Genomic DNA, 20,613 nt, shown 5'->3' with positions numbered 1-20,613 from the left:
GACCCGCTCAACGGCACCTCGGCGGATCGCGGCGCGACCCAGCCACGAGAACCCACCACCACGCGAGATCGCTCCCAACCGCGACCACCACTGCGAATCCCGGAGAGGCGGGGCAGCATGACCACTCACCAATCCCGGTCGCCGGCCGGGCTGATCCTGCCGGACTACCAGCGCGACGAGCTGTCCCACCCGGCGCTGGACACCCCCGAGTACCGCTCGTCGGCGCTGCGCCACCCCAAGCAGCCGCTGCAGTACCTGCCGCACTACCTCACCGAGATCACCGGCCCGCTGCTGGGCCAGGACCGCTGCGGAGAGCACGACCACGACCTGACCGCCCAGCACGACGGCGAGCCGCTGGGCGAGCGGATCATCGTCAGCGGCCGGGTGCTGGACTCCGGCGGCAAGCCGGTGCCCAACACGCTGGTGGAGATCTGGCAGGCGAACTCCGCGGGCCGCTACCTGCACCAGGGCGACCGGCACCCGGCGCCGCTGGACCCGAACTTCTCCGGCACCGGCCGGTGCATGACCGACGCCGAGGGCAACTACCGGTTCGTCACCATCAAGCCCGGCGCCTACCCGTGGCGCAACCACGACAACGCCTGGCGCCCGGCGCACATCCACTTCTCGCTGTTCGGGCAGGCGTTCACCCAGCGCCTGATCACCCAGATGTACTTCCCCGGCGACCCGCTGTTCCACCAGGACCCGATCTTCAACTCGGTGCGCGACGAGCGGGCCCGCGAGCGGATGATCTCCCGCTTCGACCTGGACACGACGGTGCCGGAGTGGGCGCTGAGCTACAAGTGGGACATCGTGCTGCGCGGCTCGCAGGCCACCGTGTTCGAGGACGAGGAAGAGGAGGACGACGACTGATGGGTGCTTCCACTCCCCCCGCCACCACACCGTCGCAGACCGTCGGCCCGTTCTACGCCCTGCCCGGCGGGATCCTGTGGGCCGAGGGCCCGGAGGTCGTCGCCGACGGCACGCCCGGCTCGTTCCTGCTGCGCGGTCGGCTCCTCGACGGCGCGGGAGACCCGATCCCGGACGGCGTGGTCGAGATCTGGCAGGCCGATGCGCGGGGCCGTTTCGACCACCCGGACGATCCGCGCCCGGAGTCCTCGTCCTGGCAGGGCTTCGGCCGCTGCCCGACCGACGCCGACGGCGAGTTCTGGTTCCGCACCGTCAAGCCCGGCCCGCTGCCCGCACCGGGCGGGGCGACCGAGGCGCCGCACATCAACGTGACCGTGCTGGCCCGCGGCATGCTGAACCGGGTGGTGACCCGCGTCTACTTCCCGGACGAGGAGCAGGCCAACGCCGCCGACCCGGTGCTGTCTACAGTGGATCCAGCACGCCGGGGCACGCTGCTGGCGACCCCGGACGACCAGGGCTACCGCTTCGACATCCGGATCCAGGGCGATGACGAAACCGTATTCTTCGCGATCTGACGGCCTGTTCGGCCCGATGTTCGGCACCCCGGCGGTCGCCGAGCGGACCTCCGCAGCGGCGTGGCTGCAGGCGATGCTGGACTTCGAGTCGGCGCTGGCCACCGCGCAGGCCGAGGCCGGGGTGATACCGCTCCCGGCGGCGGAGGAGATCGCCCGGCACTGCCGGGTGGAGCTGTTCGACGTCGACTCGGTCGCCGAGCGCGCGGTGTCCTCGGCGACGCCGGTGATCGCGCTGGTGCGGGACCTGACCGCCCTGCTCGACGACGACGCCAAACCGCACGTGCACCGGGGAGCCACCAGCCAGGACGTGATCGACACGGCCGCGATGCTGGTCGCACGGGACGTCCTGGAGCTGATCCTCGATGATCTGCGCGCGGCCGCGGACGAGTGCGCGCGCCTGGCCGAGCAGCATCGCGACACGGTGATGATCGCCCGCTCGCTGCTGCAGCAGGCGCTGCCCACGACGTTCGGCTGCCGCTGCGCGACCTGGCTGGTCTCGCTCGACGAGGCGGTCACCGCGCTGGAGCGGGTTCGCGGGCGGCTGGCCGTGCAGTTCGGCGGAGCCGCGGGCACGCTCTCCGCGCTCGACACCGGCGGCGTCCGGGTGCTCGCACTGCTCGCCACCGAGCTGGGACTCGCCGAGCCGGTGGTGCCGTGGCACACCGACCGCACCCGCATCGCCGAGCTGGCCGGGGCGCTGGGGACGGCAGCCGGGGCGCTCGGCAAGATCGCCCAGGACGTCGAGCTGCACGCGCAGACCGAGGTCGGCGAGCTCGCCGACGGCCAGGCCGGTGGCTCATCGGCCATGCCGCACAAGCAGAACCCGGTGTCGGCGGTGCTGGTGACCGCCGCGACCCGGCGCGTGCCGGGCCTGGTCGCGACGCTGCTGTCGGCGATGCCCCAGGAGTACGAGCGCGCCGCCGGGGCCTGGCAGTCCGAGTGGGAACCGCTGACCGAGCTGCTGCGGCTGGTCGCCGCCGCATCGGCGCAGACCCGGCGGCTGCTCACCGGATTGCGGGTGCACCCCGAGAAGATGGCCGCCAACCTCGACCTGACCCGCGGACTGGTGATGGCCGAGAGCGCGGCGGGCCGCTTGATGGAATCGCTCGGCCGCACCGGAGCTCAGGAGCTGGTCGCCGGGTTGTGCCGCCGCGCGGTGCGGGAAGGCACGTCGCTGCGCGCCGAACTGCTGGCCGACCAGCGGGTGCGGGCCGTGCTGTCCGAGGACGAGGTCGTCGCGGCCACCGAACCGGCCGGCTACCTCGGCTCCGCGCCCGCCTTCATCGACCGCGCACTGACCGCACACGCCGAATTGGAGAAGCGGTGAACGTCAACTACGAACTGACCGGGCCGGACGGCGCCCCGGTGGTGGTGCTGTCCAACTCGCTGGGCACCGACCTGACCCTGTGGGACGCGCAGGTCCCAGCGCTGGCGCAGGAGTTCCAGGTGCTGCGCTACGACCAGCGCGGCCACGGCGCGAGCCCGGGCAAGCCCGGCCCGTACAGCCTCAAGCAGCTCGGCGGGGACGTGCTCGCGCTGCTGGACGTCCTGGGCATCCGCAAGGCGCACTTCGCCGGGGTGTCGCTGGGCGGCATGACCGGCATGTGGCTGGCCGAGCACGCACCCGAGCGCGTCGACCGGCTGGCGCTGATCTGCACCTCCGCCGAGCTCGGCCCGGCATCGATGTGGCGCGAGCGCGCCGCGCTGGTGCGGGAGAAGGGCACCGCGGCGATGGTCGAACCGTCGCTGCCGAAGTGGTTCACCCCCGCGCTGGCCGGCCGGGAGGACGTCGTCGCGAAGTTCGGCGGCATGCTCGCCGCGGCCGACGCCGAGGGCTACGCGGGGTGCTGCGAGGCCATCGCCGACATGGACCTGCTGGACGGGCTCGGCCGGATCAGCGCCCCGACGCTGGTGATCGCCGGTGCCGAGGACCCGGCCACTCCCCCGGCGCACGCCGAGCAGATCGCCGCCGCCGTCGCGGGCGCTCGCCTGGAGGTGCTCTCGCCCGCCGCGCACCTGGCCAACGCCGAGCAGCCCGAATCGGTCAACCGGCTGCTGCTGGAGCACTTCACGAGGAGCCTCTGATGTCCGATGACGGAACCCGCCGCGAGCAGGGCATGGGCGTGCGCCGGGAGGTCCTCGGCGACGAGCACGTGGACCGCGCCAACGCCAGGACCACGCCCTTCACCGAGGGCTTCCAGGACTTCATCACCCGCTACGCCTGGGGTGAGCTGTGGAGCGGCGACGGGGTGGACCGGCGGACCCGCAGCATGCTGACGCTGGCGATCCTGGCCGCGGTGGGCTGCGAGGACGAGTTCGCCATGCACGTCAAGGCAGCACGCCGCAACGGCGTGCCGCCCGAGCACATCCGCGAGGTCCTGATGCACGTCGCGGTCTACGCCGGGGTACCCCGCGCCAACAGCGCCTTCGCGATCGCCAATACGATCCTGGGCGACGAGCAGTCCGACTGAGCCAGGAGATCCGCCATGGAGTCCGCGTCCGAGCCGACCAGCGGTTACGTGCAGTCGCTGGCGCGCGGGCTCATGGTGATCCGCGCCTTCGACGAGTCCAAGCCCGAGATGACGCTGTCCGAGGTCGCCCGCGCGACGGACCTGTCGCGCGCGGCGGCCCGGCGCTTCCTGCACACCCTGGTGCACCTGGGTTACGTGTGGACCGACGGCCGGGTGTTCGCGCTGACGCCGCGCGTGCTGGAGCTCGGTTTCGCGTACCTGTCCAGCATTTCGCTGCCGGAGATCGCCCAGCCCTACCTGGAGCGGCTGGTCGCCGAGGTGCACGAGTCGGCGTCGGTGTCGGTGCTGGACGGCCCGGACATCGTCTACGTGGCGCGGGTGCCCACCTCGCGGATCATGACGGTGTCGATCAACATCGGCACCCGCTTCCCCGCCTACGCCACCTCGATGGGCCGGGTCCTGCTGGCCGACCTGCCGCCCGCCGGCCTGGACGCCTACCTGTCCGAAGTGGACCTGGCGCCGCTGGGCCCGCACACCATCACCACGCCCGCGCAGTTCCGGGAGGAGCTGGCCCGCATCCGCGAGCAGGGCTGGGCGCTGGTGGACCAGGAGCTGGAGGCGGGGCTGAGGTCGATCGCCGCACCGATCCGGGACCGGTCGGGCAAGGTGGTGGCGGCGGTGAACATCTCCTCGCACGCCTCCCGCACCAGCCCGGAGGACGTCCGCCGCGATTTCCTGTCCCCGCTGCGCGACACGGCGGCGCGCATCGCCGCCGACCTCGCGGTGGCCCCGGCCTCCCGCGCGATCTCCCGCTGAGCTCAGCCCGTCTTCCTCGCTTCGAAACACCGGAGGCGTTCAGCGCGCCGCGTGCACCGCTGCGCAGAACGAGCTCGTCGGACAGGTCCTCAGCCGAGATCTTGCAGCCAGGCGCTGCGGTAGAAGCTCCGGATGTGGCGTTCCACCTGCTCTTCGGCCGCGGCGGCATCGCGCGCGAGCAGCGCCTGGTGGATGAGCCGGTGGTCGTGGCGCAGGCCGTCGGCGATCGGGAACCACTCGTCGCCGAGCTCGTCGAAGGCCGCCAGCAGCGGGCGGCGCAGCGACTCGCGGATGGCGATCGTCATGTCCGCGACCAGCCGGTTGCCGCCGGCTTCGGCGATGGCGACGTGGAAGCGGGTGTCCAGGTCGTTGAACCGCTCCCGGTCGCAGTCCGGTGAGTCCATCTCGTCCAGCAGGGCGCGCAGTTCGCCGAGCTCGGTCTCGGTGGCGCGCTGCGCGGCGTTGCGGGCGCTCTCCCGCTCCAGCATGATCCGCGCCCGCACCACGTCGGCCATCGGGAAGTTCGCCAGCGCCACGTGGAACCGGAGCAGCCTGGTCAGGGCCTGACTGGGCAGCGCGGCGATCGTGGTGCCGGAGTCCGGGCCGGTGCCCACCGCCATCCGCAGCACGCCCTGGGCTTCCAGCGCGCGGAACGCCTCGCGCACCGCCGCGCGGCTCACCCCGAGCATCTGCGCCAGGTCGCGCTCCGGCGGCAGGCGGTCGCCGACGCCGAGCTGGCCGCTGACGATCTGCTCCTCGATGCGGTCGATGACCAGCTCGTAGGTGCGCGACCGAGCGACCGGCCGCCAGCCCGCGCGATCGTCCGTCTCCGAATCGGCCACCGATCCCCCTTTACAAACCCCACCAGCGATCTTTATGGTACCGCCAGCTCTTGGTCTGACCATAGAAAGGTCAACGGCACAGAGAGGTGTCGCCTCGTGTACCAACCGCTCATCGCCCCGATCGCGGACAGCCTCGGACTGTCCGCGCTGCTCGCCGCCGTACCGCTGCTCGTCGTGTTCGTGCTGCTCGGAGTCCTGCGCGTCAAGGCGCACTGGGCCGGGCTGGCCGGGCTCGCCGCAGCCCTGCTGATCGCCGTCACCGCCTACGGGATGCCGGCCGATCTCGCACTGCTCTCCGCAGGTCAGGGCGCCGCTTTCGGCGTGCTGCCGATCCTGTGGATCGTCATCACCGCGATCTGGCTCTACCAGCTGACCGTGCGCAGCGGCCGATTCGAGGATCTGCGGGCGACCTTCGCGCTGCTCTCCCCCGACCCGCGCATCCAGGCCGTGGTGATCGCCTTCTGCTTCGGCGGCCTGCTCGAAGCCCTCGCCGGGTTCGGCGCTCCGGTCGCGATCACCGGCATGATGCTCGTCGCCATCGGGTTCCCGCCGCTGCGCGCCGCCGTGACGGTGCTGCTGGCCAACACCGCTCCGGTCGCCTTCGGCGCGCTGAGCACGCCGATCATCACCGCGGGCGAGCTCACCGGGATCCCCTACGAGCACATCGGCGCCGTGGTCGGGCGGCAGACCCCGCTGCTGGCGGTGCTCGTCCCGGTCCTGCTGGTGCTCGTGGTGGACGGGCGGCGCGGCGTGCGGCAGACCTGGCCCGCCGCGCTGGTCACCGGTGCGGCGTTCGCGGCCGCGCAGTTCGTGTGCGCCAACTACATCTCGGTGCCGCTGACCGACATCGTCTCGGCCCTGGTCGGCGCGGTGGCGCTGGTCGTGCTGCTGCGGTTCTGGCAGCCCGCGGGTGGCGACGAGGCCCGCACGCGGCTCATCGGAACCGCCGAGGCCGGCCAGACCACCCGGCTGAGCGCCGCCCGGATCACCCTCGCCCTGTTCCCGTACCTGCTGGTGATCGCGGTGTTCTCGGTGGTCAAGCTGTGGGAGCCCGCAGGCGATGCGCTGGCCGCCACCGATGTCGAGATCCCGTGGCCGGGGCTGCACGACTCGCTGCTGACCGCTTCCGGCGAACCGGCGAGCAGCGCGGTGTTCACGCTGAGCTGGTTGTCCACTCCTGGCAGCCTGCTGCTCCTGTGCGGGTTCGGAGTGGCGCTGGCCTACCGGATCAAGCTGCTGGAAGCGCTCACCGAGCTCGGCCGCACCGTGGTCTCGATGCGCTGGTCGGGGCTGACCATCATCAGTGTCCTGGCGCTGGCCTACGTGATGAACCAGTCCGGGCAGACCACCACCATCGGCACCGCCATCGCCGGGATCGGCTCCGCGTTCGCGTTCTTCTCCCCCGTGCTCGGCTGGATCGGCGTCGCGGTCACCGGCTCGGACACCAGCGCCAACGCGCTGTTCGCGAGCCTGCAGCAGGTCGCCGCCGAGCGCATCGGCGTGGACCCGGCGCTGCTGGTCGCGGCCAACACCTCCGGCGGGGTGATGGGGAAGATGGTCAGCCCGCAGAACCTGGCCATCGTGGCCACCGCGGTCGGCATGGCCGGTGCGGAGGCCAAGATCCTGCGCGAAGTTCTCAAGTGGAGCATCGGGCTGCTGCTGGTCCTGTGCGCACTCGTCTTCCTGCAGGCAGGAGTCTTGTCGTGGATGCTTCCACGGTGAACGGATCAGAACGGGGTGATGTGGCATGAGGGTGGCGCTGTTCGCGACCTGCCTCGGGGACACGATGTTCCCGGCGGCGCCGAAGGCGACCGTGCAGGTCCTGGAGCGGCTCGGCTGCGAGGTGGAGTTCCCCGCGGCGCAGACCTGCTGCGGTCAGATGCACACCAACACCGGGTACCGCGAGCAGGCCAAGTCCTCGGTGCGGACCTTCGTGGAGGCCTTCGCCGACTACGACGCCGTGGTCGCACCGTCCGGGTCGTGCGTGGCCTCGGTGCGCCACCAGCACGCGATGGTGGCCGAAGGTGACCGCAAGCTCGGTCGCGCGGTCGCGCAGGTCGCGCCGCAGGTGCACGAGCTGTCGGAGTTCCTGGTGGACGTGCTCGGCGTGACCGATGTCGGCGCGTACTTCCCGCACCGGGTCACCTACCCCCCGACCTGCCACTCCGCCCGGCTGCTGCGAGTCGGCGACCGGCCGCTGCGGCTGCTGCGCGCGGTGCGCTCGCTGGAACTCGTCGAACTGCCAGCCGCCGAGCAGTGCTGCGGTTTCGGCGGCACCTTCGCCCTGAAGAACCCGGACGTGTCGGTGGCGATGGGCGCCGACAAGGCGCGGCACGTCCGGGAGACCGACGCCGAAGTGCTCTGCGCCGGGGACAACTCGTGCCTGATGCACATCGGGGGCCTGCTGTCGCGGCAGCGCTCCGGAATCCGGGTCATGCACCTGGCCGAGATCCTGGCCAGCGCGGAAGGAGCCGACCGGTGACCGACACCTACCTGGGCATGCCCGCGTTCCCGCAGGCGGCCAAGCAGGAGCTGGCCAACTCGCAGCTGCGGCACAACCTGGCCAACGCCACCTCGACGATCCGGCACAAGCGCGCCGAGGTGGTCGACGAGCTCGACGACTGGGCGCAGCTGCGCGAGGCGGGCGCGGCGATCAAGAGCCACACGCTGTCCAACCTGGACACCTACCTGGAGCGCTTCGAGGAGGCGGTCACCGCCGCCGGCGGCACCGTGCACTGGGCGCGCGATGCCGCGGAGGCCAACCGCATCGTGGTGGACCTGGTGCGCGCCACCGGGGAGCGCGAGGTGGTCAAGGTCAAGTCGATGGCCACCCAGGAGATCGACCTCAACGAGGCGCTGCAGGACGCCGGGATCGACGCCTGGGAGACCGACCTGGCGGAGCTGATCGTCCAGCTCGGGCACGACACGCCCAGCCACATCCTGGTGCCCGCGATCCACCGCAACCGCGCGGAGATCCGCGAGATCTTCCAGCAGGAGATGGGCAAGGTCGGCACGCCCGCGCCCGCCGACCTCACCGACGAACCCGCGCGGCTGGCCGAAGCGGCGCGCCGCCACCTGCGGGAGAAGTTCCTGCGCGCCAAGGTCGCCGTCTCCGGCGCGAACTTCGCGGTCGCCGAGACCGGCTCGCTGGTCGTGGTGGAGTCGGAGGGCAACGGCCGGATGTGCCTGACGCTGCCGGAAACGCTGATCAGCGTCGTCGGCATCGAGAAGCTGGTGCCGCGCTGGCAGGACCTGGAGGTCTTCCTGCAGCTGCTGCCGCGGTCGAGCACCGGCGAGCGGATGAACCCCTACACCTCGACCTGGACCGGCGTCACACCCGGCGACGGGCCGCAGTCCTTCCACGTGGTGCTGCTGGACAACGGCCGCACGAACGCCCTCGCCGACGAGATCGGCAGGCAGGCGCTGCGCTGCATCCGCTGCTCGGCCTGCCTGAACGTGTGCCCGGTCTACGAGCGCACCGGCGGGCACGCCTACGGTTCGGTCTACCCCGGGCCGATCGGGGCGGTGCTGACGCCGCAGCTGCGCGGAACCACGTCCGAAGTGGACAAGGCGCTGCCCTACGCCTCCTCGCTGTGCGGGGCCTGCTACGACGTCTGCCCGGTGGCGATCAACATCCCGGATCTGCTGGTGCACCTGCGGACCCGGGTGGTCGAGGAGCACCGCGGCTGGCGGGGCAAGCCGATGGACGCGCTGATGAGCATGGCCTCCTGGGTGCTCGGTGACTCCAGGAGGCTGGCCGCCGCGCAGAAGGTGGCGTCGTTGAGCCGGCGGGTGATCGGCCGCAAGGGCACCATCGGCCGGCTGCCCCCGCCGCTGTCCCGGTGGACCGATGCGCGCGACGCACCGGCACCGGCCGAAGAGACGTTCCGGACCTGGTGGGAGCGCAACCGAGGGGGCGATTCGCGATGAGCGCGAGCATTTCAGCACGTGAGGCGATCCTGGGCCGGGTGCGCTCGGCCGTCGCGGGCGCCGAGCGGACGTCGTGGGAGGACGTCGCGCGGCACTACCGGCAGCAGCGGCCGGCGGAGGATCTCGTGGGCCTGTTCTGCGAGCGGGTCGCCGACTACCGGGCCACTGTGGAGCGAGTCGCGCCCGGCGGCCTGACCGCCGCGATCGTGGCCGCCGCGCGCGCCGCGGAGGCCCGGCGGGTGCTCGCCCCAGCTGGGGTACCACACTCGTGGTACGAGGCGTTGACCAGCGAGTTCGAGCACGTGGACGACGGAACGGGCATCGACACGGCCGGTTTGGAGCGCGTCGACGCGGTGATCACCACGGCCGTGGTGGGCATCGCCTCCACCGGCACGATCGTGCTCGACCACGGGCCCGGGCAGGGCCATCGCGCGGTCACCCTGGTGCCGGACGTGCACATCTGCGTGGTCGCCGAATCGCAGGTGGCCGACGACGTCCCGGAGGGATTGCGGCGGCTCGACCCGGCGCGGCCGATGACGTTCATCAGCGGCCCGTCCGCCACCAGCGACATCGAGCTCAACCGCGTCGAAGGCGTGCACGGCCCGCGGACCCTCCACGTCCTGGTCACACCGGACGAGCCGTGACCGCCCAGCGACCACGTGGCACTCCCCAACCGCGGTGCAGGCACACTGGATCACCAGGACGTGTGATCGGGTGAGGAGTCGACGTGGAGGCCCAGGCGCCGTTGGAGCCGCAGCCGGAGGTCGTCGCGCGAGCGGCGGCGTTGCGCGATCAGCTGGCGTCGCATCGCGACGAGGGCGAGCGGCTGCGGCGGCTGCCCGATGCGACGGTCGCCGCGCTGGAGGCGGCCGGGCTGTTCCGCGCGTGGGTTCCGCGCCGCTTCGGCGGGACGGAGCTCGGCCTGCGCACGATGGTGGACGCCACCGCCGAGATCACCAAGGGCGATGCCTCGGCGGGCTGGCTGGTGATGATCCTCGGCTGCGGCGACTGGCTGACCGGGCTGTTCCCGGACAAGGCCCAGCAGGAGGTCTTCGGCCCGGACCCGGACACCAAGATCTGCCAGGTGCTCACGCCGAAGGCAGCCGCCCGCCGGGTAGACGGCGGCTGGCGGGTCAGCGGCCGGTGGGCACCGGCGTCCGGCTGCCTGCACTCGGAGTGGGCGATGCTCGGCATGTCGTTGCCCGCGGACGGCGGCGCCGCGTTCGCCCTGGTGCCGATGCGCGAGCTCCGCGTCGAGGACACCTGGTTCACCCTCGGCATGCGCGGAACGGGCAGCAACATGCTCGTCGGCGAGGACGTGTTCGTCCCGGACCACCGGGTGATGCACCGCAGCCCCGCCACGCGCGGTGAGTTCCCCACCACCGAGAACGACTCGCCGCGCTACCGCACCGCGCTGGTGCCCACGCTGGCCACCTTCCTGATCGCGCCGGCGCTCGGGCTGGCCGAGCACGCCCTGGAGCACGTGCTCGCACAGGCCGGCCGGAAGGGCATCGCGTTCACCAGCTACGCGCACCAGCTCGACTCGACCGGTTTCCAGCTGGCGGTGGCCGAAGCGGCCACCAAGATCGACGTGGCGCGGCTGATCATGCACCGGTCGGCCGCCACCGTCGACGGGCACGCACTCGCCGGCACGCACCCCGACCTGCTGGAGCGCACCCGGCTGCGCCAGCACTCCAGCCACGCGCTGCAGCAGTGCCGGGAAGCCGTCGACGTGCTGGTGAACGCCTACGGAGCAGGCGCGATGTCGGAGCGGGACCCGCTGCACGCCATCGTGCGCGACCTCCAGACGGCCGCCCGGCACGCGCTCGCCCACCCGGCGTCCAACGCCGAGATCTTCGGCCGCGCGCTGCTCGGCGTCGATCCGGGCATCACCGAGATGATCTGAGCTCTCCCGGGTGGGCCACACGATCAAGTGACACCGGGAACCGCGTTCCGGGTGCACCGGTCGTAGTGGTGTCGATCACTCTGGAGGGAGTTGCGCGTTGCCAGACATCAGGGTTCGGCTGCGGGGCGGTCCGCAGGACGGGAACGAGGTCAGCGTGCCCGCGGACGGTTCGGGGAAACCGGTCCCGCGGCTCACGCTGCCCGCGCGCACCCGCAACGCGCAGGCCGTGCCGCCGCAGCTGGTCTACGAGCGCGGGCGCCGCGGCCCCGACGGCACCTGGACGTTCGACTACGTCGGCGCCGAGACCTGAGCCGGCCGCCCGGCGAGGAGCACGCCGTCGCGGGGCAGCCAGTAGCGGGTCAGCACGCGGAGCATGACCGCGATCTCCACCGACCTGATGCCCTCGATCGCGGCCAGGTCGCCGGTCAGCAGGTCGGCGAGCTCGTCCTCGTCGCGGAACGCGCCGTTGTAGATCATCGACGCGGTACCGGCCACTGTGGACACGAAGCGCGCCGAGGGGTGCCTGCCGAGCGTCGCGGCGATGCCGGTGATCGAGCGCAGCTCGGTGGTCAGCGAGATCACCGCCTCCAGCGGGAAGCCGAGCACGGCCGGTTCGATCTCCACCCGGGGCACGACGGCACCGCGCTCCAGCAGCGCCTGGATCATCCGGTACGCGGTGGACTGGCTCAGCTCCAGGCGTCGTGCGATGTCCGCCGCGCTGACCCGCCCGTCCTGCTGCAAGGCGCGCGCCACGCGTCGTTCTTCCGGACCGAGGCCGGGCATTCCGGCAACGTCGCGCGGCGCGGGGTTCTCCGCGCGCAGGCGCGCCTCCTGCTCCGAGGTGAGCCGGTCGAGCAGCCAGGTCGCCGCTGAGGCGTACGAGCGAAGGGCGATCTCGGTGTGGGTCGCCACCACACCGGGGATCCCGCCGACGCGTTCGGTGATCAGGTCCGCGCCGTCGGCCCGCGCACCCGGCTGCAGGATGCCGTAGACGTCGGAGCGACCCGAGGTGATCGCGGCGAACTGGGTTTCCGGGAGCGCCGCGAGGTCGCGGGCGACCTGACCGGCGGTGCCGGGTCGTGCGGAGATCCACACGTGCTGCGGGTGCGCGTCGGAGAACACCGACCAGTTCAGCTGGCCGATCACCTTCAGCAGCCGCTCGTCGACCAGCCTGGTCAACCGCCGGCTCACCGTGCTGGTGGACATCTCCAGCACGTCGGCCAGCAGCCGCACTCCGGCGCGCGGGGCGCGTTGCAGCGCCGCGACCAGATCCAGATCGGCAGCGTCCAGCGACTCGGGCATGACCGAGATCGTACGGCTCCCCCGCACGCCGCCGGACAGCGCCGATCGCCGTCCACCCGACTCCAGCACCACCATCAAGGCGACCGAACTTTCCTCATCACCACTCCATGATGAATGAACATCCCATATGCAAAACATTCTTGACTGAATGTGCCGCCCACCCGTAGCGTTCCGCGCATCCTGCCGCTGGACCGGCGGTCCCGGCACCCGTTCCCAGGAGGTCGCACCTTGCGTGGCGCTGCGCAGACACCACCGCGGTCCACCCGCGCGCTGATCCGGGTGCTGGCCGGGATCGAACGCGCGGGCAACGTGCTGCCGCACCCGTTCTGGCTGTTCGGCATCCTCAGCGCGGTCCTCGCGGTGCTCAGCTGGGGACTGCACGCGCTCGGCGCGACCGCGATCAACCCGTCCGACGGCGGCACCGTCGCGGTCCGCGACCTCATCTCCGCCGACGGCATCCGCACCGCGGTCTCCGGCGTGGTGGAGAACTTCGTGACCTTCCCGCCGCTGGGCACCGCGCTGGTCACCATGATCGGTGTCGCGGTGGCCGACAAGGCCGGGCTGCTGACCACGATGCTGCGCGCGGCGGTGATCCGCGTGCCCCGCCGCTGGGTCACCTTCGCGCTGGCGTTCACCGGGATGATCGCGCACGTCGCCTCCGACGCCGCCTACATCGTGCTGATCCCGCTCGGGGCGATCGTGTTCCGGGCGGTCGGCCGCAGCCCGGTGCTGGGCATCGTGGTCGCTCTGGTGGCGATCTCCGCGGGAACCGACGCCAGCCCGCTGATCACCCCGACCGACGTGATCCTCTCCGGGCTGAACACCGCCGCGGCCGGAACTCTCGACCCGGCATACGTGGTCAGCCCGGTGGCCAACTACTTCTTCTCCGCCGTCTCCTCGGTGGTGCTCTCCGCGGTGATCACGCTGGTCGTCGAAGGATTCCTGGCCAAGCGGGTGGAGGCCGGTGCCGACGACGAGGTCGAGCTGGACGAGTCGGCCCTGGAACTCACCCCGGACCAGCGGCGCGGCCTGCGCAACGCCGGAATCGCCGCGCTCGGCTACCTCGCGGTGCTGGTCCTGGTGACCATCCCGGGCGGATCGCCGCTGCGCGGCGAGGACGGGTCGTTGCTGGATTCGCCGCTGCTGTCGGGGATCGCGATCGTGCTGGCGCTGCTGTTCACGATCGCCGGCGCGGCCTACGGCATCGCCGTCGGCGCGATCCGGCGCAGCCGCGACCTGCCCGACCTGATGACGCAGGGGCTGCGCGACATCGCCCCGATCCTGGTGCTGTTCTTCGCCGTCTCGCAGTTCCTCGCCTTCTTCAAGTGGACCAGGATCGGCGAGGTCACCGCCATCCACGGCGCGGCGCTGCTGAAGTCCCTCGGGGCGCACAGCCTGCTGATCTTCCTCGGCATCCTCGTGCTGGTCAGCCTGATCAACCTGGTGGTCACCAGCGGGTCGGCCCAGTGGGCGCTGGTGGCTCCGGTGTTCGTGCCGATGCTGATGCTGCTGGACATCCCGCCGGAGACCACCCAGGCGCTGTACCGCATCGCGGACTCCTGCACCAACGTGATCACGCCGATGAGCCCGTACTTCGTGATGGCGCTCGGTTTCATCCAGCGGTACCGGCGCGACGCGGGCATCGGCACGCTCGCGGCGATGACCATCCCGCTCGCGCTGACGATGCTGCTGGTCTGGACGTTGCTGTTCTTCGCCTGGTGGGCCTTGGGAATCCCGCTCGGCCCGGGTGCCCCGGTCCGCTGACCACTACCGAAAGGACGCTCTTGAACTCCTTGGTGCTGCGCAACGCCCTGCTGCTCGACGTCGAATCCGGCACGTACCGGGAAGGCGATCTGGTGTGCGCGGATGGCCGGATCGCGGAGACCGGCCCCCGGGCCGCGGCCCCCGCCGGTGCCACCGAAGTGGACCTGCGCGGCGGCTACGTCCTGCCCGGTCTGATCGACGCGCACGTGCACGTCGCGGGCATCACCGCCGACACCACCGCGCTGCGCGGCTGGTCGCCGAGCTACATCGCCGCCGGTGCGGTGCGCAACATGGGCGCGATGCTCGACCGCGGGTTCACCACGGTCCGCGACGTCGGCGGGGCGGACTACGGCTTCGCCGCCGCACAGGAGGACGGCCTCATCCGCGGTCCGCGGCTGATCTTCGGCGGCAAGGCGCTGAGCCAGACCGGCGGACACGGCGACAAGCGGACCGCCGGGGTGCGGGTCTACGACGACCACCCGTTCTGCGGCGGCTCCAGCCGGGTCGCCGACGGGGTGGACGGGGTGCGGCTGGCGGCGCGCGACGAGCTGCGGCGCGGGGCGCACCACATCAAGGTGATGGCCTCCGGCGGGGTCGCCTCCCCCACCGACCACATCGACTCCACCCAGTACTCGATGGACGAACTGCGCGCGATCGTCGACGAGGCGCGAGCCGCGGGCCGCTACGTGACCGTGCACGCGTATCCCCCGGCGGCGATCAACCGCGCGCTGGAGGCCGGGGCGCGCTGCGTCGAGCACGGGAACCTGCTGGACGACCGCAGCGTGCAGCTGCTCGTCGAGCGGGAGGCGTTCCTGGTCCCGACGCTGGTCACCTACTGGGCGCTGCAGCGCGAAGGCATGGAGCACGGCCTGCCGCGCGGCAGCTGGGAGAAGGTCGCTCAGGTACTGGAGGGCGGGCTCGGAGCTCTCGAACGGGCGGTCCGCGGTGGTGTCGCCGTCGTCTTCGGCACCGATCTGCTCGGTGGCATGCAGCGGTTCCAGAGCGAGGAGTTCCGCATCCGCGCGGAGGTGCAGTCGCCGCTGGAGATCATCCGCTCCGCGACGTCGGTGGCCGCCGAGCTGGTGCGGATGCCCGGCGAGATCGGCACGCTGCGTCCCGGCGCCCGCGCCGATCTGATCGTCGTGGACACCGATCCGCTGGCCGATGTCACCGCGCTCGCCGGACCGCTGCGCATGGTCGTGCAGTCGGGCCGGATCGAGGTGGGCTGAGCCTCACCCGGCGTCGCGCCACATCGGGTACATGGTGGGCCCGTCGTGCGGCAGGAGCATCGGCGGGCCGATGTCGCGGAAGCCCAGGCGCAGGTACAGGTTCCGGCTGCGGGCGCTGCTGGCCTCCAGGTAGGACGGCACGTCCCACCGCTGCAGGGCACGCCGCAGCTCGCGGCTGCCGATGCCGGTGGCCTGCACCGACGGGTCGACCGCGATCATCGCCAGGTACTGGTGCGGTTCGGCCGGGTGGTGGGCGGCGGTGAGCTCGCCGAACTCGCGGAAGCGCACCATGCGCGGGCCGGCGATTTCGGCCAGGCGCCGGCCGCCCGCCTCGTCGAGCAGCTCCGGCGGCCCGTCCCGGCCGGAGAGCCAGATCTGCACCGCCAGCCCGTCGGCACCGGCGATCACCTCGCCGTGCTGTTCGGCGCGCCGCAGGACCATGCCGAACCACTCGCGGTACACCCGGTGGCGGTGCTCCTGCTCCGGCAGCAGCCAGCGGGCGAACTCGTCGTCGGCGAAGGCGCGCATCAGGGTGCGCACGCGTAAGTCGTCGTCATCGGACACCGGCAGTCTCCTTCCCCGGTTGCACCGTCGCCGCGCGCGCTCCCAGGCCGATGCGCGCGTAGGCCCACGGCCGGACCCGCTTCAGGGTCGCGCCCCAGAGCGCGCCGAGCACGAACACCACCAGGAAGCCCAGCGGAAGCGCCCACGCCGCCGGGTCGCCCTCCTCCACGCCGAGCACCGTGCCGAACGAGAGCACGGTCAGCAGCAGGACCACGCCCAGCACCACCGCGGCGACCGCGGGCGCGATCACGGTCCGCCACCGGCTGTGCCCGTGGTCCCGGTTGGCCAGGAAGTAGCCGAGCACCGCCACCGAGGTCAGCATCACCAGCGACAGCACGCCGAGCGCTCCGGCCGAGGCGCCCCAGAAGAACAGGTAGGTGATCGGGTCGATCCCGCTCACCGCCACCAGCGCCACCACGACGATCGAGATCGCGGTGGTGGTCACCGAGCCCGCCGCCGGTGCCGCGGTGCGCGAGCTCGTGGTGCCCCACCAGCTCAGGCCGACGCCTTCGCGGCCCAGCGCGAAGAAGTAGCGGGAGCAGACGTGGTGGAACGACAGCATCGCGGCGAACAGGCTGGTGACGTACAGCGCCGATCCGGTGGTGACCAGCACTCCCGGCAGCCGTTCGCCGGCGAGCACGAAGAGCAGCTCCGTGGAGTGCATCTCGGCCTGCGAGACGATGGCGTCGGGCCCGGTGGCCACGGTCATCGCCCACGTCGACAGCGAGTACAGGCCGCCGATGACCACCAGCGAGATGTAGGTGGCGTAGATGACCGTGCGCGGGTTCTTGGCCTCCTCGGCCAGCACGGTGGAGTTCTCGAACCCGATGAAGCCGGTGAAGGCGATCACCAGGATGACCCCGGCCGCGCTGGTCATCAGCTGCGAGGGGTTGAGCGTGTCGAGCACGACGCCGTGCGCCGAAGGCGCGGAGACGAACGCCGCGTCGTAGGTCAGGATGATCGCCACCTCGGCCAGCAGCAGCACGCCCAGCACCCGGCCGTTGACGTCGATGCGCAGCACGCCCAGCACCGCGACCGCGGCCAGGCCGACGCCGGCGAACACCCACCACGGCGCGGTGATCCCGCTGATCTGCCGCAGGAAGTCGGCGGCTCCGACGCCGAGGCCGCCCGCCAGGCTGACCAGGATCAGCAGGTAGGAAACCAGCGCGACGGCGCCCGCCCCGGTGCCGGTCACCCGGCCCAGGCCCTTGGCGATGTAGGCGTAGAAGGCGCCCGCGTTCTCCACGTGCCGCGACATCGTGACGTAGCCGATGGCGAACAGTCCGAGCACCAGGGCGATCGCCAGGTAGCCCAGCGGGATCCCGGTCACGCCGGACACCGCGAAGCCGCTGACTGCACCACCGCCGACGACCGTTTCCGGTGCCGCGGCGGCGACGGTGAAGAAGACGATCGACATCACGCCCAGGCGAGCTCGGGCCAGTGCAGCGGACACTTTGGACGGTGGCAACAGCTCGCTCCTTCGCAGTGCTTCAGTGTCTGGGTGTTATCGCCGACTGGCCGCGCGCGGCGGCGACCTCGGCGATCAGGTTCCGCAGCGGCCCGGGGATGCGCTTCTGCCAGGACTTCATCCGGAAGTCGCCCTGCCGCGCGACGTTCTTGGCCAACCGCACGTTGCGGATCACCCCGGTCTCCCGCGCGAGCAGCGCGAAGGTGATCTCCGCGATGCGCTCCGGGACCGTGATCATGCCGTTGCCGGTGGCCGTCTCGGCACTGGTGAACAGCAGCTCCAGCACGGATTCCGGGCTGGCCACGCCTGCGTCGGCGAACCGCCACGCCGAGGCCGCCCCGCCGCGCCACCCGGCCGACACCGGCACCTCGCGCAGCACGTCGATGATGACCAGCCGGGCGCGGACCTTCTCGGTGGCGGCCTGGCCGAGGTAGTCCAGCCAGGTGCGCAGGTCGTGGCCGGGTTCCTCGCGGATCTCCCGCAGCACCGCCCAGGACAGGAAGTCCGGGCAGCGCCCCCGGCCGCTGGGCCGGACGCTCGGGGTGACCGCGATCTCCTCCTCCAGGATCAGCTCGGCCAGCAGGCCCGCGGCGCAGCCCAGGGACACCAGCGCGCTGTCCACCCTGGGTGTTATCCGCTGTCCACCGGTGTGCGCGGCGAGGAAGAACCGATCCGCCACCCGCAGCGGGATGCGGGTGGCATCCAGCTCGGAAACCGTCACCGGCCACCCCCGGCCGAAGTGCCGATCAACACCCAGTCGCTCCCATCCGAGCCGTAGCCGCCCCCGAACCGGTCACCCGCCGCGTTCGGAAAGTGCCCGAGACAGCGCACAGAGTAACGTACGCGAAGGTTTGTTCAAGCTCGCTTCCGGCGTGCACCGTTGCGACAGCCGGGTGATCCCGGAACCGCGCCCGGCGGGGTTGACTTCGACTTAACACGAAGTTCGACGATGACGTCGTTCGTTCGAGGCACACCCGGAGGGGGCTGCGAGCATGACGGTGACCTGGGAGACCATGCGCTCCTTCGCCAGCGACGGATCGGTGACCAGACAACGGCTCTCGCCGGGCTTGGCCCGGCGGATCCTGCGCTACGCGCGGCCGTACCTGCGCGACATCATCCCGTTCCTGGTGCTGGTGATGCTCGCCGCGGTGCTCGGGATCGTCAACCCGCTGCTGTTCAAGGCCATCATCGACGACGGCATCGTGCCGCAGAACATGGCGCTGATCGTCTGGTTGGCGGTTGCGGTGGCCGGGGTCGCGCTGCTCGACGCCGCGTTCTCGCTGCTGCAGCGCTGGTACTCCGCGCGGCTCGGCGAGGGCCTGATCTACGACCTGCGCTCGGAGGTCTTCGACCACGTGCAGCGGATGCCGGTCGCGTTCTTCGTGCGGGCCCAGACCGGGGCGCTGGTCAGCAGGCTCAACAACGACGTCATCGGTGCGCAGCGGGCGCTGACCAGCACGCTGTCCTCAGTGGTGTCCAACGTGCTGAGCCTGGTGCTGGTGCTGGCCACCATGTTCACGCTGTCCTGGCAGATCACCCTGATCGCGCTGGCGCTGCTGCCGCTGTTCCTGCTGCCGGTGCGCTGGATCGGGCGGCGGCTGCAGCGGATCACCCGGGAGCAGATGAAGGTCGACGCCGAGATGAGCTCGCTGATGACCGAGCGCTTCGGCGTGGCCGGGGCGATGCTGGCCAAGCTGTACGGCCGCGCCGACGAGGAGGCCGCGCAGTTCGCCGCGCGGGCCGCCCGGGTGCGCGACATGGGCGTGGTCTCGGCGATGTACAGCCGGATCTTCTTCGTCGCCCTGACGCTGCTGGCCGCGCTGGCCACCGCGGTGGTCTACGGGCTGGGCGGCGGGCTGGTGCTGACCGGCGCGCTCCAGCTCGGCACCCTGGTCGCGCTGGCCACGCTGCTCACCCGGCTCTACGGGCCGCTGACCGCGCTGTCCAACGTGCACGTGGACATCATGACGGCGCTGGTCAGCTTCGACCGCGTCTTCGAGGTGCTGGACCTGCGCCCGATGATCGAGGAGAAGCCCGGTGCCGCCGAGCTGCCCGCGGACGCGGCCGACGTCGAGTTCGACCGGGTGTCGTTCCGCTACCCGGCATCCAGCGAGGTCTCGCTGGCCTCGCTGGAATCGGTGGCCCGGCAGGACAACTCGCCCGCGCAGCAGGTGCTGCACGACATCTCCTTCCGCGCCGCACCGGGGCAGACGATCGCGCTGGTCGGCCACTCCGGCGCGGGCAAGACGACGATCACCAACCTGGCCGGCCGGCTCTACGACGTCGACGGCGGTGCGGTGCGCATCGGCGGCACCGACGTCCGCGACGTCACGCTGGCCTCGCTGTACCGCTCCGTCGGCGTGGTCACGCAGGACCCGCACATGTTCCACGACACCATCCGCGCCAACCTGACCTTCGCCCGCCCCGACGCGACGGACGAGGAGATCGTCGAGGCGCTGCGCACCGCGCAGCTGGGCCACCTCGTCTCGGGGCTGCCGGAAGGGCTCGACACCGTGGTCGGCGACCGCGGCTACCGGCTCTCCGGTGGGGAGAAGCAGCGGCTGGCGATCGCCCGGCTGCTGCTCAAGGCGCCGCCGATCGTGGTGCTGGACGAGGCGACCGCGCACCTGGACTCGGAGTCGGAGGCAGCGGTCCAGGAAGCGCTGCGCACCGCGCTGTCCGGGCGGACCGCCCTGGTCATCGCGCACCGGCTGTCGACGATCCGCGAGGCCGACCGCATCCTGGTCATCTCCGGCGGCCGCATCGCCGAGGACGGCACCCACGCCGACCTGCTGGCCCGGGACGGCCTCTACGCCGAGCTCTACCGGACCCAGTTCGCCCAGCAGAACACCGAAGAGGAAGCCGCCTGATCAGCTCAG

Annotated in this window: 20 protein-coding genes; 15 read left to right on the top strand and 5 right to left on the bottom strand. The window is 71.7% G+C overall.

All coding sequences use genetic code 11. The features are described 5' to 3' along the window. Positions 1–117: 117 nt before the first annotated feature. From pcaH to C4T78_RS05470, 6 genes are read left to right on the top strand one after another with little or no spacing between them, the layout of a single operon-like run. Complete coding sequence (gene pcaH, locus C4T78_RS05495; protein ID WP_093353134.1) at positions 118–870, top strand: protocatechuate 3,4-dioxygenase subunit beta; 753 nt, start codon at positions 118–120, stop codon at positions 868–870. Further along, positions 870–1,442 carry a protocatechuate 3,4-dioxygenase subunit alpha gene (gene pcaG / locus C4T78_RS05490; protein WP_093353131.1) on the top strand — a complete coding sequence of 191 codons (573 nt, stop codon included), beginning with the start codon at positions 870–872 and terminating at the stop codon, positions 1,440–1,442. The genes pcaH and pcaG overlap by 1 nt, the downstream gene beginning before the upstream one ends. Next, a complete protein-coding gene (gene pcaB, locus C4T78_RS05485) occupies positions 1,414–2,769 on the top strand; it encodes a 3-carboxy-cis,cis-muconate cycloisomerase (RefSeq protein WP_235863559.1) in 1,356 nt (451 codons plus the stop codon). The genes pcaG and pcaB overlap by 29 nt, the downstream gene beginning before the upstream one ends. Next, on the top strand, positions 2,766–3,527 hold the full coding sequence (gene pcaD, locus C4T78_RS05480) for a 3-oxoadipate enol-lactonase (protein ID WP_093353129.1): 762 nt from the start codon (positions 2,766–2,768) through the stop codon (positions 3,525–3,527). The genes pcaB and pcaD overlap by 4 nt, the downstream gene beginning before the upstream one ends. Further along, the gene (gene pcaC, locus C4T78_RS05475) at positions 3,527–3,913 is read left to right on the top strand and encodes a 4-carboxymuconolactone decarboxylase (protein WP_093353126.1); all 387 of its coding nucleotides are present in this window, start codon (positions 3,527–3,529) and stop codon (positions 3,911–3,913) included. The genes pcaD and pcaC overlap by 1 nt, the downstream gene beginning before the upstream one ends. 15 nt (positions 3,914–3,928) lie before the next feature. Beyond that, entirely contained in the window at positions 3,929–4,729 is an 801-nt protein-coding gene (locus C4T78_RS05470) for an IclR family transcriptional regulator (RefSeq protein WP_093353123.1), read from the top strand. Between the two features lie 89 nt (positions 4,730–4,818). Here the strand turns inward: C4T78_RS05470 and C4T78_RS05465 are convergent, their stop codons facing one another. Next, positions 4,819–5,571: a FadR/GntR family transcriptional regulator gene (locus C4T78_RS05465; RefSeq protein ID WP_235863558.1), complete on the bottom strand. Its 753-nt coding sequence runs from the start codon at positions 5,569–5,571 to the stop codon at positions 4,819–4,821. A gap of 96 nt (positions 5,572–5,667) precedes the next feature. Here C4T78_RS05465 and C4T78_RS05460 point away from each other — a divergent pair, with 96 nt between their 5' ends. The 6 genes from C4T78_RS05460 (at position 5,668) to C4T78_RS05435 (ending at position 11,717) form a co-directional block, all read left to right on the top strand. Continuing rightward, positions 5,668–7,293, top strand: coding sequence for an L-lactate permease (locus C4T78_RS05460; RefSeq protein WP_093353119.1), 1,626 nt, complete (start codon positions 5,668–5,670; stop codon positions 7,291–7,293). A gap of 25 nt (positions 7,294–7,318) precedes the next feature. Further along, entirely contained in the window at positions 7,319–8,053 is a 735-nt protein-coding gene (locus C4T78_RS05455) for a (Fe-S)-binding protein (RefSeq protein WP_103908083.1), read from the top strand. A 17-nt stretch (positions 8,054–8,070) separates the two neighbouring features. After that, complete coding sequence (locus C4T78_RS05450) at positions 8,071–9,501, top strand: LutB/LldF family L-lactate oxidation iron-sulfur protein (RefSeq protein WP_093353749.1); 1,431 nt, start codon at positions 8,071–8,073, stop codon at positions 9,499–9,501. Further along, positions 9,498–10,145 carry a LutC/YkgG family protein gene (locus C4T78_RS05445; RefSeq protein WP_093353113.1) on the top strand — a complete coding sequence of 216 codons (648 nt, stop codon included), beginning with the start codon at positions 9,498–9,500 and terminating at the stop codon, positions 10,143–10,145. Before C4T78_RS05450 ends, C4T78_RS05445 begins: the two co-directional genes overlap by 4 nt. Positions 10,146–10,228: 83 nt before the next feature. After that, positions 10,229–11,407 carry an acyl-CoA dehydrogenase family protein gene (locus C4T78_RS05440; protein WP_235863557.1) on the top strand — a complete coding sequence of 393 codons (1,179 nt, stop codon included), beginning with the start codon at positions 10,229–10,231 and terminating at the stop codon, positions 11,405–11,407. Between the two features lie 97 nt (positions 11,408–11,504). Beyond that, entirely contained in the window at positions 11,505–11,717 is a 213-nt protein-coding gene (locus tag C4T78_RS05435) for a DUF8847 domain-containing protein (RefSeq protein ID WP_093146130.1), read from the top strand. On the opposite strand, the gene C4T78_RS05430 is transcribed toward C4T78_RS05435, so the two are convergent. Beyond that, entirely contained in the window at positions 11,696–12,709 is a 1,014-nt protein-coding gene (locus C4T78_RS05430; protein ID WP_177247616.1) for an Lrp/AsnC family transcriptional regulator, read from the bottom strand. The genes C4T78_RS05435 and C4T78_RS05430 overlap by 22 nt on opposite strands. A 228-nt stretch (positions 12,710–12,937) precedes the next feature. Between C4T78_RS05430 and C4T78_RS05425 the strand changes: the two genes are divergently transcribed. Then, positions 12,938–14,473 carry an AbgT family transporter gene (locus C4T78_RS05425; RefSeq protein ID WP_093353110.1) on the top strand — a complete coding sequence of 512 codons (1,536 nt, stop codon included), beginning with the start codon at positions 12,938–12,940 and terminating at the stop codon, positions 14,471–14,473. Positions 14,474–14,493: 20 nt separating this feature from the next. Further along, positions 14,494–15,702: a metal-dependent hydrolase family protein gene (locus tag C4T78_RS05420; RefSeq protein WP_093353107.1), complete on the top strand. Its 1,209-nt coding sequence runs from the start codon at positions 14,494–14,496 to the stop codon at positions 15,700–15,702. A gap of 3 nt (positions 15,703–15,705) precedes the next feature. Here the strand turns inward: C4T78_RS05420 and C4T78_RS05415 are convergent, their stop codons facing one another. Genes C4T78_RS05415 through C4T78_RS05405 form a run of 3 tightly spaced genes read right to left on the bottom strand, consistent with a single transcriptional unit; the run spans position 15,706 to position 18,455 of the window. Continuing rightward, positions 15,706–16,266: a GNAT family N-acetyltransferase gene (locus C4T78_RS05415; RefSeq protein ID WP_093353104.1), complete on the bottom strand. Its 561-nt coding sequence runs from the start codon at positions 16,264–16,266 to the stop codon at positions 15,706–15,708. Then, a complete protein-coding gene (locus C4T78_RS05410; RefSeq protein ID WP_093353101.1) occupies positions 16,256–17,734 on the bottom strand; it encodes an APC family permease in 1,479 nt (492 codons plus the stop codon). Before C4T78_RS05410 ends, C4T78_RS05415 begins: the two co-directional genes overlap by 11 nt. Before the next feature lie 22 nt (positions 17,735–17,756). Further along, a complete protein-coding gene (locus tag C4T78_RS05405) occupies positions 17,757–18,455 on the bottom strand; it encodes a GPP34 family phosphoprotein (RefSeq protein WP_235863556.1) in 699 nt (232 codons plus the stop codon). Between the two features lie 271 nt (positions 18,456–18,726). Here C4T78_RS05405 and C4T78_RS05400 point away from each other — a divergent pair, with 271 nt between their 5' ends. Continuing rightward, positions 18,727–20,604, top strand: coding sequence for an ABC transporter ATP-binding protein (locus C4T78_RS05400; protein ID WP_093353098.1), 1,878 nt, complete (start codon positions 18,727–18,729; stop codon positions 20,602–20,604). The last annotated feature ends 9 nt before the right edge of the window (positions 20,605–20,613 follow it).

The sequence above is a fragment of the Saccharopolyspora kobensis genome, from assembly GCF_900108315.1.
In the GTDB taxonomy this organism is placed as follows: domain Bacteria; phylum Actinomycetota; class Actinomycetes; order Mycobacteriales; family Pseudonocardiaceae; genus Saccharopolyspora; species Saccharopolyspora kobensis.
This window is presented reverse-complemented; position numbering and strand designations above follow the sequence as displayed.

What these genes read in the sequence shown, in the direction of transcription:
- C4T78_RS05400 (WP_093353098.1), top strand. Translation starts at nt 18,727, where the DNA reads ATGACGGTGACCTGGGAGACCATGCGCTCCTTCGCCAGCGACGGATCG.
- C4T78_RS05455 (WP_103908083.1), top strand. Translation starts at nt 7,319, where the DNA reads ATGAGGGTGGCGCTGTTCGCGACCTGCCTCGGGGACACGATGTTCCCG.
- C4T78_RS05470 (WP_093353123.1), top strand. Translation starts at nt 3,929, where the DNA reads ATGGAGTCCGCGTCCGAGCCGACCAGCGGTTACGTGCAGTCGCTGGCG.
- pcaH (WP_093353134.1), top strand. Translation starts at nt 118, where the DNA reads ATGACCACTCACCAATCCCGGTCGCCGGCCGGGCTGATCCTGCCGGAC.
- C4T78_RS05430 (WP_177247616.1), bottom strand. Translation starts at nt 12,709, where the DNA reads ATGCCCGAGTCGCTGGACGCTGCCGATCTGGATCTGGTCGCGGCGCTG.
- pcaG (WP_093353131.1), top strand. Translation starts at nt 870, where the DNA reads ATGGGTGCTTCCACTCCCCCCGCCACCACACCGTCGCAGACCGTCGGC.
- pcaB (WP_235863559.1), top strand. Translation starts at nt 1,414, where the DNA reads ATGACGAAACCGTATTCTTCGCGATCTGACGGCCTGTTCGGCCCGATG.
- C4T78_RS05450 (WP_093353749.1), top strand. Translation starts at nt 8,071, where the DNA reads ATGCCCGCGTTCCCGCAGGCGGCCAAGCAGGAGCTGGCCAACTCGCAG.
- C4T78_RS05445 (WP_093353113.1), top strand. Translation starts at nt 9,498, where the DNA reads ATGAGCGCGAGCATTTCAGCACGTGAGGCGATCCTGGGCCGGGTGCGC.
- pcaC (WP_093353126.1), top strand. Translation starts at nt 3,527, where the DNA reads ATGTCCGATGACGGAACCCGCCGCGAGCAGGGCATGGGCGTGCGCCGG.